Consider the following 13,510-nt stretch of genomic DNA (forward strand, 5'->3'; position numbering starts at 1 on the left):
GCCGGGCCTCCGAGACAACGTCCACCCCAAGGCAGAAGGAAGACCATAACTGACTGCCCGGGTCGCGTAGCCGAAGTCAGTGAGCGTGCCGTGTGTTCCTAGGGCTCGCGAGGCCAGGAACAGGTGGTTGGTCGCTGGCTCCATGGTGCACGCCCTTGGGCGTGATCCGCATCGGGATGGCGCAGGCCAGGGCGATTACGCCGAGTAAGCTCCAGTAGTAGAGGGCGACCCAGAGACCGCGCGCCGTATCGAGTCCGAGTTGGTCGCCGCCGATTTGGCTAGCGGTCAGGACCCAGATGGGAATCGAGGACAGCGGAAACAGGCTCGAGAGAATGCGCAGCCAGGTGCGGCGCCCCGCTAGGGCGTAGGCGCCCGCGAGGGCCGCTGCGGGCACCCCGATCGTTCCGCCGCCAATCGCTGCTGCGAAGAACTCTTCGAAGTCGAGTGTAAGGAGGGGAGGGACGAGCAGAGCAGCAAACAGGAAGGGTGATGAGGCGAGCCAATGCGAGAGGCGCGGGCCGCCGTGTCGTCTGAGATAGGCCGCCCAGCCGAGCAGGCCACCTGTGACCAGGCCAGGCGCGAGAATCCAGAGAAAGGTTCCTGACCAGGTGATGCTTGACCCGTCCTTGATCGCGACCTGGGCCATGAAGCTACGCAGTCCGGCAGCCCAGGCGAACCCGGCGAGCGATCCGAGGGCGATCCACCAGCGAGCTCCGAGCGACCTGCGAAGAGGTCGGTACGGCAACACTGAAGCAATTCCGAGTAGCATCACGAGCGCTACCCCGAACAGGCCGACCCACATCCCGCGCGGCGTGCCAAGCGGCGCCGCCATCTCACCGATCCCGAACACGATCAGAAGGCCGACCGCGCAGAGCATTGCGGTCAACGCACGTGATATCGACCAATGTGGCCGTGTCAGCACGTAGCCCAACGACAAAGCTGTTGCAATGGTCAGGAGTGAGCCAGCGCCGAGCCCATCAGTGATCAAAGAGATGAAGATTCTCGGATCTAACAGAGCCGAGGCGAACAGGATGGGGGAGAAAATCAGCCACCTGGACCCACCTCGGCCGACCGTGCGTAGATAGGCTGAATACCCAAGCGTTGTTCCGACGGCTACGCCTGGAAGGAGGACGAGGACAAGGGTCAGCCACGTCACCTGTGACTGGGTGTTGGGCATACTGATGGTGAGCTCCGCCATCCAGCCCCGCAGTGCAGCTGACCAGGCGAGGCCACAGATAGCGCCGATGATGAGGTAGCGGCTCATGCGTCCCGGACCGATTCCGCCGTCGCGTCGTTCAGCCGGCGGGTTTTCCGCCCGCGGTGCCATTCGGTTGACGGCCTTCCCCAGATGCCAAGTCCAGACCGGCGAACCCGAAGGATGATAAGCCCGATGCCAGCGAACAGCAGGAACCAGATACCAATCGTGATCCTTCCCCACACCATCGGCATGAAAAGGCTCGGAAGCATAGGAAAGAACGTCCAGGCACCAATGGATAGATAGGTCCATCGGCCGATGGGGCCGGGGATCAATGGCTGCCGGCGGAAGGCCAGCCCTGCCATGATGAAGCCAACACCAAAGCCGACACTCATCACCCCATAGGCTGCTCCAAATGCATTGGCTGTGGTTGACGTTACCGACGAACTCGATGCGCTCACCGCGGCCAGTTCGATGACCGCACCGACGGTCATCGACGCGACGGTAAGTCCTAACCCGAATCGGGTTGCGCGCGAGGCCGAAGGCCATGCCCACGCGGCCACGAGTGTGAGACCGGGAAGGAGGGTGAGGTTGTGGAGGAAGAAGGAGATCTGGAACGCGACGTACGTCGGCTCGTCAAACGGGAAGCTCCAGCGTGTGTCCGGTACCTGCTCGGGCCAGAGGAGGATGGCAAGCGCGAGCGCCGTGCCAGCTAGCGCGGATGCGACAGTCAACCATCCGACTGCATGGACCGTGTGCGGCGAAATCTTCATGCCCTGATACTGGACCCTATGCTGTCGTGGAGTCGTGAGTGGAAACACTCAAGTCGCCCTATAATCGGTGTGTGGACACCCGGGTGGTACTGGCACGCACCGCGTGCGCCGCTGGCTTGGTCGACGAGGCCATCGCTCTCGTCGGCAAGATCATCAGCGAGAGCAATGATGAGTTCGACATCGTTGCGGCAGCGACGCTCGTCCCGCCGCCAGTGGACCCGCTCTGTCGAGCCCGCGTTCACCTGCTGACAGCGGAAGCCGTGACCCGCGTCCGGACACCCGAGCTGAGGGAGCGGCTTGAGGCCCGACTGAAAGAAACAGTCGACCACTTCCGCCCGGCCGGACTAGTGGCAGCGGCCACGATGGACCATCTTGCGCGCGCGGGGGACCGCCCGGCGCTGCTTGACGCCATCGCCGGATTCTCGGGCGAAGCGGCCTCAAGGCTCGACCGCTCACGGCTCCACCTACTGCTGGGGTCGCAGGCGCTCATGGACGGCAGATTCACCTCGGCGCTGGTTCACGTTGAAGCCGCAAGTTCTCTGGGCGGCCCGGGAAGTGACGCCTGCTATCTGGATCCCGTCTTCCGGTTTGCTCTCGCCCGTGCCAGGGGCGAGGGCCTGGAGAAAATGGTCCTGATCGTTCGGGACGCGCTCGAGGGTCTCCCCTTCGCGGCCCAGGGTTGGCTCGCATTGGCCCTGATCGCTGCCGGTCAGCGCGCTGAGGCATCACGCTTGTGGGAGTTTATCGCTCCGCATGCTGACTCCGTTCCGGCAGAAGCATCGGAGTTCCTCATTGCTACGGTGAGCAACGCCGAGGTCTGTGCCGGGCTTGGCGATCGCCCCACAGCAGAACGGCTTTATGACCGGTTGCTGCCCTACTCTGGCCAGCACGCCATCGCCTTTGCAACGAGCCCCTATGAAGGCCCGGTAGACCTAGCGCTTGGGCGGCTTGCCCGAGTACTCGGCCGCAGCGCTTTAGCGCGTGACCAGCTAAGAAGCGCTGTTGCCGAATGCCGAGCCATTTACGCGCCCGCACATGAGGCAAGCGCTCTTCTGGAGTTGGCGAAACTGGAAAGTCCAGGCACCCGGTCCCGGGCCGAGTGTGCGGCAGGCGCCCGGGCGATCGCTGACCAGATCGGATTGCAACCCCTGCTGGCCGAACTCGTGGACCTTGAGTCGGTCTCCCCGACGGGCCCACTAACACCCCGGGAGTCCGAGATCGTCGAGATTGTGGCCACTGGCATGACCAACGCCGAGATCGCCGAGCGTTTGTTCATCTCCGAGCGCACCGTTGAGAACCACATGAGTCGGGCAATGCTGAAGGTCGGCGTTACCTCCCGCACAGCGCTAGGAGTGTGGTCTAGGACCCAGCGAGACAATCCGTCACGGCTCCATGACTAGGCCGTTCAAGTTGCGTTATTCGTCCGGTTGCTGGGGCGTAACCTTGTGGGGTTTGAAAGAAGGGTTTCGGGAGGGGCTATCGGCATGACGACAACTGATGGAACTAGAGCGGCAGGTCCGTTGTGGAAACGCGTGAGCGCCGATTTGTTGACCGAGCTCCAACGTGGCACGTTCAATGCTCGGTTCCCGGGCGAGCTCGAGTTGGCGCAACGATACGGGGTCAGCCGTGGAACGATCAGGGCAGCGTTGAGGCCTTTGCGGGATGCGGGGCACGTTAACGCGCATCCCGGGCGAATGTCGCGGGTCCAGGCGGGAGGAAATACAGCCTTCGGCCCGTTATACAGCCTGCTGGCGTCCGTGCGAGACTCTGGGATGGAACACCGAAGCGTTGTGCTTCAACAGGAAATTACCCAGAGTCCTGCCACGGCGACCCTGCTTTCCTTGAAGCAGGACGCCGAATTCTTCCATCTCACTCGGGTGCGCTTTGCCGACGAGGAGCCAATTGCGCTGGACGAAGTGTGGATGCCTGCAGACATTGCGGGAGGTTTGGTGGATTCAGATTTCACCAGAAACTCCTTGTATGGGGAGCTCGAAAAGCATTGCGGAATGGTCCTCAACGGCGGAACTGAGCAACTCTCGGCTGTCCTGGCCGCTCCGGAGCACTCGAGGCTTCTGCAATGTGCCGCCGGTTCGCCGCTTTTACTGATCGAGCGAACTGGGTGTCATCGGGCGCAATACGTCGAGTTCCGACGGACCTATGTTGTGGGTGACCGGGTGGAGATTGCGACCAACTTCGGGTGTAAAGCGGATCCGCCGACGTCCTGAACAAACGGCTGTTACACCGACTTCGCTGGGACTGGGCAACGATCCTCGTACGTGGCGCGCCGGTAGAAGGCCCAGGAGAGGAGGCCGATAGCGAGAACCGCGAGGACGGGTTGAATGGGCTCGAAGTACTGCATCGCTCCCGAGGTTCCCAGAGCGAGCAAGACGATCTTGTTGCACACGGGGCAGCCGACGGCAAAAAAGGTCACGATCGCCCCCGCGATGCCCGAACGGGTCCGCGGAGATTCGTCAATCCGATCCTGGGCGATATAGGTACCGAGGACCAGGCCGCTTAGCGCCGACGAGATGATCAGCGCTGGCACCGACCACCCGGTGGGGGGAACTTCACGGCTGAATAATGGCGTGTCGATGAGATCGGTTGGAATGGCTACGAGCAGGAAGGTCGCCACCGCACCGAATAACACGGCGATCCACCGGCGTAAGGGCCACCGAAGAAGAGCGTTGAGCAGAGAGGGTCGCTGAGTTGTGGGGTTCCCGGTGCGGGGAGTCATGGAGCTTCCTTTGACACTTGATCCGAAGACGCTTCTGGTGATGCGGAGTCATCCGGGGGTGCTGATGACCTGTGGCTGCGCCGGCGTAAGTAGGTGGCGCCGGTTGCGGTGAGGAGCATGAGAATTAACAGCATGACAGCTACGTCGGGGATTGAGTCCGCGAAGGTACGTACCGCGTTCTCGAGGGCGAACTGGTCAGTAACGGAAAGGATCCCACCCAGACTCGCTGTTCCGTCTGTGGCGATGAGGAAGATTCCGATGCCGATTGAAAGGGAGCCAGAGATCACCATAATCCAGGTGTTGGACCACCGTCCGATGGTTACAGGGCGGGGACGAAGCCACCGACGTCCGGAAACACCGAGGCGGTCCCACAGTGCAGCGAGAAAGAACAGCGGGACTGCCATTCCCAGTGCATAGATGGCGAGCAGAATTCCGCCGTAGACGGCGTTGCTGCCAGCTGCGGCGACGGTAAGAATTGACCCAAGGATGGGTCCGGTGCAGGCTCCTGCGACCCCGTATGCCAATCCGAGGACGAAGACGGAACCGCCGGAACCGACAGTCGCGGACCGGGTGCGGATGAATGCCGGTAGGCGGACACCGAGGATCTGAATGAGACCCAAAACGATCATGAGGGCGGCTGCGAGCCCGATGAGAATGTGTCGGTCAGTGGTGACGAGGGACCCCAGGGTGCCAGCGAAGACCCCCAGGGGTACGAGGGTGCACAACAATCCTGCGTAGAAGAGCATGGTCCGGCCGACCAGTTGCTGTTTTGTGCTGAAGGCATACGCGAAGAATGCTGGCAGCAACAATGCTGAGCACGGACTGAGGAGGGTGAGGAGACCACCGAGGAACGCCCCGCTGTATCCGATGAGCATTACTGGGGACTGGTTTCTGCCAGCACAGTCTCAATGGCTTGTTCAAATACTTCTACTGGTTGGGCGCCCGAGATGGGGATGTCGTTCACCAGAAACAAGGGTGTTCCGGTAGCTCCCAGGGCTGCGGCTTCCTCAGCGTCGGTTTGAACAGCCTGATTGAGCTCCTCCGAGTCCAGATCCGCTGTGAACGCCGTGATGTCGGCTACCCCAACTTCTTCTGCGATGCGGATCAGCTCCTCGCGCGGGAGGCTGATATGTCCGCGGTCGGGGGCCGCAGCGAAGACGGCCTTATTGAACTCCCAGAACCTATCCTGTTCCCCTGCTGCCCGGCCGGCAACTGCAGCGCTAAGAGACTCGGCCCCGAAGACCGGCAAATCTCGCCACTCAATCCTTAGTTCCCCGCTAGCTACATACTGCTCGACCAACGCCGGCAATGTCTCGCGCGAGAAAACCCCGCAGAACGGGCATCTGTAGTCGGCGTATTCGACCAAAACAACTGGGGCGTCAACCTCACCTATTGCTAACGGGTCGTCGGCGATGCGCCGGGATAAATCGAACTTTTCTTCCTCCCGGCCACCGGATTCCTCTGCGACGTCTGTTCCTGATCCATCTGAAGCGGGGGAGGAGGCTCGCTGGGATGCGATCAACCCAATCATCAGGATGAGCGCGGCGACAAGCAGGGCAGCGATGAGGGTGGCCGATCGAACACCTGTAGTTCGTTGATCAGATTCTTGTGGCACTTCATTACTCCTGGCGTCATGCGTCCACTGGGGGAGGCGCAGGGGGAGGGAAAAAGAAAAAAGGGGGGAAAGGATTCACCCGGACACCAGATCCTGTCTGTCTGATCTGGTGTCCGGGCATGTCCGAAATACACCGAGGTCGGCCAGGTCAGAGCCCAGCCAGCGGGTTTGTCGACTAGAGGTTGACCCGGTAATAGACAGGACCGGAACCTACGTTGACGGATTCCTCAACCGTCTGGTTACCGTTCCAGCCGCTGTGGATGGCTCGTCCGTCGCCGAGGTAGACGGCGTTGTGTGAAAAGCCCATCCCGCCGTCCGCGTAGTAGACGAAGTCGCCGGGCTGGGGATCCGATACTGGAGTAGCGAAGGCCATCAAGGACTCGGGGGACTCATCTCCTACCCCTATCACCCCGGCGGCTCGCAATGCTCCTTCGCCCAGGACGGTGCAGTCCTGAATAGCGCCCAACTGCGTGTTAGCGAAGGCAAGAATACGGCTGTTGGCAGTACCGCTCTGGGGAGCGTCCGAGGAATCCCAGATGTTTCCTGACTCGTTGCTCACCCTGGTGCTCAGGGCATTGATCGATGCACTTTGTGTAGTCAGGCTAGAGTCGGAAACCGCTGATGACGGGCCTGCGGAGCCGGCGTCGATCGCTGCAGCATTCTCGGCATTCGACTCATCTGACAGGACGATGGTGTTTCCCGGGTAGATGATTGACGTGACAGTGAGCTGGTTCAGGCTCAGGAGCTTGTGCAACGCCACACCTGTCTGGACGCTGATAGCTCCCAGCGAATCACCTGACTGCACGGTGTACGCAGTGCCTTGATCGGTGGGGGTCGCCTCCACTTCGACTGGTGAAGCAGCCGATGAGAGCGATGAAACGGTGTGATCCTGCGCCGGGTGGGCGATCGCCGAAGCGTGGGCGGGGCTCGCTCCCGCCGCCAGCATTCCGGAAGCAACCACAAGCGCTGCGACTTTGGGCCCCTACTGGGAGAGGGTGGACTGCCCGCTGAGGAGAAGAATCGAACGGCTTTTCGTATCGGCGCGATGTCGAGCACGCAGAGTATGTGATGACATGGGTAATCTCTCCCTATACCTACGAGGTGAGCTGTCGGATTCGGATGGGAGGCACCCGGCCGCATGAGGACAAAATCCCCATTCGGCTTCACCCCAAGGGTTCTAAAGAACCCACCTGTGGTTTCCCCGTCCCAGCCTTCCTATCCAAGGACCTAAGCCTCTGGCTGGGTTCGGTAAGAGGCATCGATGAGCCCCACTTTTAGTGGAGCGTTGTAATCAACCTACTCGGAAAAGCCAAATGTACAAACATTTACCTCGAGTGCGGTTTTCCGGTCGGCAGCCTCAAGGAAAAAGGACAAATCCGGGGCGTTGTCGAGCATTAGACCACTCCGGTGGTCCCCAGGAGCGACCCGATGAGGAAGGTGGCGGCCAATGCGAGCGCGCCGCCGAGAACGATCCTCACAGTCGGGCGCGTCGCTGGATTGTCGCCAATCCGTGCGCTTCCGTAGCCGGTGATGGCGAGGGCAATCAGGACTGCGCCGAAGGTCCAAAGGACACGAGTCTCCTCTGGAAACAAAAGGATTGTCAGCAGGGGGAGAATCGCTCCAAGGGTGAAGGCCAGCGCAGACGCCCCCGCAGCAGCGAGCGGGCTCGCCACGGCGTCCTCGCGCAATCCGAGTTCCGCTTCGAGATGGGCCCCCAGGGCATCGTGTTTGGTGAGTTCGACTGCCACCTGATGGGCCGTGTCCGGGCTCAGCCCTTTTGATTGGTAGATTCCGGCAAGCTCCACAAGCTCAGCCTCGGGCTCGGTCTCCAGCTCAAGGCGTTCCTTGGCGATGAGGGCCTCCTGGCTGTCTTTCTGACTACTCACGGACACGTACTCTCCAAGAGCCATGGATATCGCACCGCCGACAAGACCGGCGATGCCAGCGGCAAGAATCACGGGAGTTGCCGTTGTCGCACCCGCGACTCCGACGACCAGGGCCGCGACCGAGACAATTCCGTCATTGGCTCCGAGTACACCGGCTCGCAGCCAATTGAGTCTGCCATGGATGGTGTTGTCATGCGGTTCATCACTATGCGTGCCTGGTACGGGAGAACTAGTCATGCCCGTAATCTAGGCCTCCACGAGCCAGTGCACCAGTAAGGATCCACTCTCATGCCTGCGTGACGAATCGGGTGACCGCGACGCACTTCACGGTGATCCACTGCGGCGCTGGAGAGAGCTGCCGGTCAACATTGCGCTGGGCGGTGTGGTCCACGGGTCGGCGAAGAGGCACTCGATTCTTTGACCGAGTAGGGTAAGCGAACCAAGTAGGCACCACATACCGCAATTGCGGTTCGAAGTTCGAGGAGGACACGTCATGACCGGAAGTGTGATTGTTGGTGTGGATGGAAGTGAGACCGCATTTAAGGCAGCCTCACGCGCCGCGACTCTTGCTGAGGGCCTCGATGCCGAACTCGTGGTGGTCAGCGCGCACATTACGGGCAACACTGAAGTCGTCCATATCGGCAATGACACATGGATACTGGACGATGCTGAGCAGGCTCTCAAGCTGGCCGAGCAGGTTGCAGTGAAGCTGCGGGAACAACATCCCTCTGTGAAGGTCCGCCCCGCTGCGGGACGGGGCAAGCCGCAGGATGTCCTCATCGAGGAGGCAGAGCGTACCGACGCCCAGCTGCTGGTGGTAGGTAACGTAGGAATGAAAGGGCTCCGGCGGGTGCTGGGCAGCGTTGCCTGGAGTGTTGTACACAACGCACCCTGTGATGTGCTCGTCGTGAAGACCGCATCCTGATTACACCGCAGGTTCGACGCTACGTCCCGGCCTGACCCGAGAAGTGCAAACGGCCGCATGGGCGGTCGACATACTTCGCAACGGGATCGTTCGACTCCCCGGCTTCGGTCGTAACATTGAAGCGGATACGGACTCCGGTTTCCGAAACGCGTCGTAAAGGACTATAAGAACTTGTCACTCGAATCACTGCCTGTCCTGGATTACTCTCAGCTGAACGCAGGCCCGGAGGAAGCATCAGACTTCCGGGACGGTTTGCGCAAGGCGATGCACGAGGTCGGGTTCCTGTACTTGGCAGGCCATGGCATTCCGCAGGAGCTCATTGACGCCATGCTCGACACCTCCCGGCGTTTCTTCGACCTGTCGGAGGAACAAAAACTGGCGCTGGAGAACGTTAATAGCCCCCAGTTTCGTGGCTACACCCGGATGGGCGCTGAGCTGACCGACCGGGCGGTGGACTGGCGAGAGCAGATCGACATTGGGGTCGAGCGCGACGCTGTGGAAACGGGGGGAGATGTAGCTGACTACTGGCGGCTGGAAGGCCCCAATTTGTGGCCGGCTGAATTGCCCGAGATGCGGGAGATCGTCTCTGAATGGACACAGCGACTGAGCGCCATCTCTCTCGATCTCTTGCGGGCGCTTGCGGTGTCTCTCGGCGCACCAGAGGACAGCTTCGATGAAGCCTTCGGTTCCAACGCCTTCCCGATGCTGAAAATCGTGCGCTACCCCGGTGAGTCCGGCAACGAGCCGAAACAGGGCGTCGGTTCACACCGCGACGGCGGAGTACTGACCCTGCTCCTGGTAGAGCAGGGAAAGGGCGGGCTCCAGGTCGAATACCAGGGAAAGTGGATTGACGTACCCCAGGTTCCTGGAACCTTTGTCGTCAACATCGGTGAAATGCTTGAGTTGGCGACAAACGGCTATCTTAAAGCGACCTTGCACCGTGTCATCTCACCCGGTACCGGCGCCGACAGGATTTCGCTGCCCTTCTTCTACAATCCGGCACTCGACGCCACCATGCCCGCCCTGCGCATGAGCCCGCAGTTCCACGCCAAGGCTCAAGGGCTGTCGGCGGATCCGACCGACAGTCCAATCCTCGAAACCTACGGGGATAACGCCCTGCGCTATCGGTTGCGGGCCCACCCGAACGTTGCCGCACTTCACCACGCCGACCTCCTGCAGCAGCAAGGACAGCAATAGAGAACGTAGACAGCCATCGGGTCTGAAGCTCAGCGGAACGGGTGTGGCTCCCCGTTGGTCTAGTTACCCAGCGTCGCAAGGAGCGGACCCATCCGGTAGGGGATGGGTTGCCGGAGGAACATGCTGGTCCTGGTTCGCAAAATTCCAGGGCAGAGGCGAATCTCTTCCGACACCCGGTAGAGGTCATCCGGGTCGCGAGCGACGACCCGGCAGAGAAGGTCTGTTTCTCCCGCGGGTGCCAGACACTCGACAATTTCGGGAATGGCGCGGAGCCCTTCAACGGCAACATCGATCCTGTGCTGGTCAAGCTCTGCGGCTACATGCGCTGAGATGAACAAGCCCAGGGCCTCCGGCGCGATGCGCACACTGTTGTCCCTCAGCGCGCCTTGGGACTCGTAGCGCTCCAGGCGCGCTTGGACCGTCCCGCGGGCTAACCCTGTGCGGTGCGCGATGGCCAGCACGGTCATTCGAGAGTCAGCGTCAAGTGCTTCAAGGACTGCACGGTCAATAGCATCCCTGATCGGACGGTGATCTTTGTTGGTGGCCATGGGTTCTCCTCAGTAGGTGCAGTCAGGATGACCACACTTCGCGCTTGTACAGCTAGAAGTCTAGTCAGATTGACTACTAAATACGCCGACTGTTGCACACAGGCCAGACGATGTTGCTCAATGGAAGACAGAACGGCCAGGAATGGAGATCCCTTCCCAGGCTTGAGAAGCAACTAGAGAGCACACCCACTCCAAGGTTGCGAAGTGCCGCTCCCACAAGGAGCACGCGCAGTCCGTCGCCCCATCCCTGCTGCGGACTTCTTCGATCTGGTTCAGCCTGTGCCCCGGCACCGTCGCCGGCGCCGCGGTTCTTGCCCCGGCGGTGGTCTGTGGGACGCTCTTAACGGGCGAGAGTGTTGGCGCAGTCTGGCCGGAGGTCACAGAACCCCCACTCGTCGGCTCGTTGACATGCTGTTGCGCCGTATCCGCCGCAACAGGATCGAACCACCTTGGAGGTCACTACGAAGAAGTCTGCGTTTCTACCTGCCATTGCCACTGCCGTGCTGGTGGCCGGTGCTGGCTGCGCTCCTGCGACAGAGAAGCCGCCGGGCGGGGCTCCCGAACAACCTTCGGCACCTACACCCTCTTCCGCCAATACTTTGCCGACCGATTCCGACCGTTCGGAGGAACCGCCGTCGGCCCCGGTTGCAGAAGCACCCGAGTCACTGGATGACGACATCACAGCGATCCTTGACGCTGCGGGCGACTACCAGGTCGGGGTTGCCATAGCCGGCGCCTCGGGTGATGACGCACGAGTGTTCGGGGAAGAGTCAGCGTTCTTTGCTGCCAGTACGGCGAAGATCATTACGGCTGCCGCCTTTTACCATTCAGTCGAAGACGGCGAAGCCAGTCTCCATGAGAATCTGGGCCAGGAGGACGCGGCCTTCCAGATCCAGGACATGGTCAATAAGGGGTGGCTTGTGAAAAAGTGAAATATGCGACGTTAGCGCGAATATTCACCAGAAATCAGCCGTCGGCCGGGGCGACCGGGCCGGTTTGTAGCCAAGAAGTCCTTCGCCAATTTGGTGTGTCGCGAAGGGAGGTACCCCTTGCGATGGTGCGTACGCCGCGGCAACCGTTACACGGCGAGCCCTTGTATTCCTTGGGCTGTGAGGGGTCTCAAACGGTCTTGCGAACGATGGTTATCGATCGGGAGTAGTGGGTTACAGCGGGTCGCCCGTTTCGTGGGGTGGTTGTGCTGTGACCAGGTCTCGTCGGTTGAGCTCGGTAGTGAGTTCTTCTAGGCGTCCTTCAGTTTCAGGTTCAGGATTTGAATCGAGGTATTCAGCGTCCAGTTCACGGCGAACCTTGCTGTTGAGCACTTCCACCTCGGTGTCATCCAGGATGGTTAGGTCCGCCGGAAATAGCTCTTCTGGCGTGATCCTACTGTTGTGGTCCATCGGTTCTACTTTCTACTGCACGCGTTCGGGAAAGGGCGTGGTGAGCGGATTGCGGGCTTCATCTAGTTGATCGTCTATGGCCACTAAGTCACGTATTGCTGCGCTGAGTAGTCGTTGTGTGTTTGGTGTGATGTGCGCGCTGGGGTCGCAGATCGAATCGGTGTTTACACATCCTGCCAAGAAGCTAAGCACGGTGCGTGCCAGGTGGGCGCGGGCTGACTGAAGATCGGCGAGCCGTCGTGCCGGTTCTTCCATCGAGGGGGCCCGCTCGATGTTTGCTGTCTGGTTTTGAAGGAGAGGGGTCACTTGGTTGGGCCCTCGTCTAGGCAGGTTCTCAGGTGTTTGAGTCCGTCTCGGATTCTGGTTTTGATGGTCGGTAGCGGGATGGACAGACGTTCGGCGACTTCACGGTAGGTCAGGCCGTTGTAGTAGGCGAGGCTGATTGCTTCTCGTTGGGCGGCAGAGAGGCTTCCCAGGCAGGCGGTGACGGATTGGGCTTCTATTCTGGTGGTAACGGTTTCGGCTACGACGTCGTAGTCCGGGCTGTGGTTCGCGACGCCCCAGAGCGCGTCCCGGTCGGTTCTGGCTTGTTCTGAGCGGACTTTATCAACGGCTCGGCGGTGGGTGATGGTCATCAGCCAGGCCATGGGATTACCGATTGTGGGGTTGTATTTGTGGGCGTCCTGCCAGACGATGAGGAAGATTTCCTGGGTGGCGTCGTGGGCTATCTCAGCGTCGACGGTGACCCGGCGCGCAAGACCATAGACCCGGTGAGATGTGAGTTGGTAGAACGTGGTGAAAGCATCCCGGTCTCCTTCGCCCGCACGGTGAAGAAGCTCGGCTAGTGGTTTGTGATCTGCCTGAAAGTTCACTCCGGCGGATCTACGTTCGGACGCGTTCAAAATCAGCTGATCCATAGCCTTGTGTGGTGTATGGGGATCGGATCTGCGTAGTCGGCGGTGTTGAAGTGTGCGCCGTCGTGTCTGTTCATAACGAGTGCCCTTTGGTGGTAGCTCGCCGTGCGGTCAGACGGAAAGTGTCGTAAACAGCGAAAAACGGTAACCGAGGCCGTCCTTTGATCAAGATACCGTATTGCGTTTCGGATGGTGACTGGGATGAATGAAACGGCAGAAGGGACGAGCCTGTTGACGGCCGCAAACGATGGTTTGGGATGCTGCATTTATCCCGGTGAATTGGGTTAGACGTTGAGGGCTTGTTCCCAGACGGCCTGGTTATT

At 60.6% G+C, this 13,510-nt stretch carries 15 protein-coding genes and 1 riboswitch; of the genes, 5 read left to right on the forward strand and 10 right to left on the reverse strand.

Annotation, left to right across the window (positions count from 1 at the left end; genetic code table 11):
- Window positions 1-76: 76 nt before the first annotated feature.
- Both ABD059_RS01270 and ABD059_RS01275 read right to left on the reverse strand, forming a co-directional pair.
- Window positions 77-1,264: a hypothetical protein gene (locus ABD059_RS01270; RefSeq protein WP_343877258.1), complete on the reverse strand. Its 1,188-nt coding sequence runs from the start codon at window positions 1,262-1,264 to the stop codon at window positions 77-79.
- Window positions 1,261-1,968: a hypothetical protein gene (locus ABD059_RS01275; protein WP_343877259.1), complete on the reverse strand. Its 708-nt coding sequence runs from the start codon at window positions 1,966-1,968 to the stop codon at window positions 1,261-1,263. The genes ABD059_RS01270 and ABD059_RS01275 overlap by 4 nt, the downstream gene beginning before the upstream one ends.
- A 71-nt stretch (window positions 1,969-2,039) precedes the next feature.
- On the opposite strand from ABD059_RS01275, the gene ABD059_RS01280 reads away from it, so the two are divergent.
- Both ABD059_RS01280 and ABD059_RS01285 read left to right on the forward strand, forming a co-directional pair.
- Complete coding sequence (locus ABD059_RS01280) at window positions 2,040-3,368, forward strand: helix-turn-helix transcriptional regulator (protein ID WP_343877261.1); 1,329 nt, start codon at window positions 2,040-2,042, stop codon at window positions 3,366-3,368.
- Between the two features lie 84 nt (window positions 3,369-3,452).
- On the forward strand, window positions 3,453-4,193 hold the full coding sequence (locus ABD059_RS01285) for a GntR family transcriptional regulator (protein WP_343877262.1): 741 nt from the start codon (window positions 3,453-3,455) through the stop codon (window positions 4,191-4,193).
- Between the two features lie 11 nt (window positions 4,194-4,204).
- On the opposite strand, the gene ABD059_RS01290 is transcribed toward ABD059_RS01285, so the two are convergent.
- The 5 genes from ABD059_RS01290 to ABD059_RS01310 form a co-directional block, all read right to left on the reverse strand.
- Window positions 4,205-4,702 (reverse strand): hypothetical protein, encoded by a 498-nt coding sequence (locus tag ABD059_RS01290; RefSeq protein ID WP_343877264.1) that lies wholly within the window; start codon window positions 4,700-4,702, stop codon window positions 4,205-4,207.
- Window positions 4,699-5,577, reverse strand: coding sequence for a cytochrome c biogenesis CcdA family protein (locus ABD059_RS01295; protein WP_343877265.1), 879 nt, complete (start codon window positions 5,575-5,577; stop codon window positions 4,699-4,701). The genes ABD059_RS01290 and ABD059_RS01295 overlap by 4 nt, the downstream gene beginning before the upstream one ends.
- The gene (locus ABD059_RS01300; RefSeq protein ID WP_343877267.1) at window positions 5,577-6,317 is read right to left on the reverse strand and encodes a DsbA family protein; all 741 of its coding nucleotides are present in this window, start codon (window positions 6,315-6,317) and stop codon (window positions 5,577-5,579) included. The genes ABD059_RS01295 and ABD059_RS01300 overlap by 1 nt, the downstream gene beginning before the upstream one ends.
- A gap of 175 nt (window positions 6,318-6,492) precedes the next feature.
- Entirely contained in the window at window positions 6,493-7,278 is a 786-nt protein-coding gene (locus ABD059_RS01305; RefSeq protein WP_343877268.1) for a LysM peptidoglycan-binding domain-containing protein, read from the reverse strand.
- A 116-nt stretch (window positions 7,279-7,394) separates the two neighbouring features.
- Window positions 7,395-7,571, reverse strand: a riboswitch (cyclic di-AMP (ydaO/yuaA leader).
- Between the two features lie 140 nt (window positions 7,572-7,711).
- Window positions 7,712-8,440 carry a VIT1/CCC1 transporter family protein gene (locus tag ABD059_RS01310; protein WP_343877269.1) on the reverse strand — a complete coding sequence of 243 codons (729 nt, stop codon included), beginning with the start codon at window positions 8,438-8,440 and terminating at the stop codon, window positions 7,712-7,714.
- 256 nt (window positions 8,441-8,696) lie between these two features.
- On the opposite strand from ABD059_RS01310, the gene ABD059_RS01315 reads away from it, so the two are divergent.
- Both ABD059_RS01315 and ABD059_RS01320 read left to right on the forward strand, forming a co-directional pair.
- Window positions 8,697-9,128 (forward strand): universal stress protein, encoded by a 432-nt coding sequence (locus tag ABD059_RS01315; RefSeq protein ID WP_343877271.1) that lies wholly within the window; start codon window positions 8,697-8,699, stop codon window positions 9,126-9,128.
- A 171-nt stretch (window positions 9,129-9,299) separates the two neighbouring features.
- Window positions 9,300-10,325 (forward strand): isopenicillin N synthase family dioxygenase, encoded by a 1,026-nt coding sequence (locus tag ABD059_RS01320; protein ID WP_343877273.1) that lies wholly within the window; start codon window positions 9,300-9,302, stop codon window positions 10,323-10,325.
- 59 nt (window positions 10,326-10,384) lie between these two features.
- On the opposite strand, the gene ABD059_RS01325 is transcribed toward ABD059_RS01320, so the two are convergent.
- On the reverse strand, window positions 10,385-10,873 hold the full coding sequence (locus ABD059_RS01325) for an Lrp/AsnC family transcriptional regulator (RefSeq protein WP_343877275.1): 489 nt from the start codon (window positions 10,871-10,873) through the stop codon (window positions 10,385-10,387).
- A gap of 449 nt (window positions 10,874-11,322) precedes the next feature.
- On the opposite strand from ABD059_RS01325, the gene ABD059_RS01330 reads away from it, so the two are divergent.
- On the forward strand, window positions 11,323-11,805 hold the full coding sequence (locus ABD059_RS01330; RefSeq protein ID WP_343877277.1) for a serine hydrolase: 483 nt from the start codon (window positions 11,323-11,325) through the stop codon (window positions 11,803-11,805).
- 231 nt (window positions 11,806-12,036) lie between these two features.
- On the opposite strand, the gene ABD059_RS01335 is transcribed toward ABD059_RS01330, so the two are convergent.
- Together ABD059_RS01335 and sigK are read right to left on the reverse strand one after the other, a co-directional pair.
- Window positions 12,037-12,273 carry a hypothetical protein gene (locus ABD059_RS01335; protein WP_209729865.1) on the reverse strand — a complete coding sequence of 79 codons (237 nt, stop codon included), beginning with the start codon at window positions 12,271-12,273 and terminating at the stop codon, window positions 12,037-12,039.
- A gap of 302 nt (window positions 12,274-12,575) precedes the next feature.
- A complete protein-coding gene (sigK, locus tag ABD059_RS01340; RefSeq protein ID WP_209729863.1) occupies window positions 12,576-13,190 on the reverse strand; it encodes an ECF RNA polymerase sigma factor SigK in 615 nt (204 codons plus the stop codon).
- Window positions 13,191-13,510: the final 320 nt, after the last annotated feature.

This window comes from Arthrobacter flavus (genome assembly GCF_039526005.1).
Classification (GTDB): domain Bacteria; phylum Actinomycetota; class Actinomycetes; order Actinomycetales; family Micrococcaceae; genus Arthrobacter_D; species Arthrobacter_D flavus.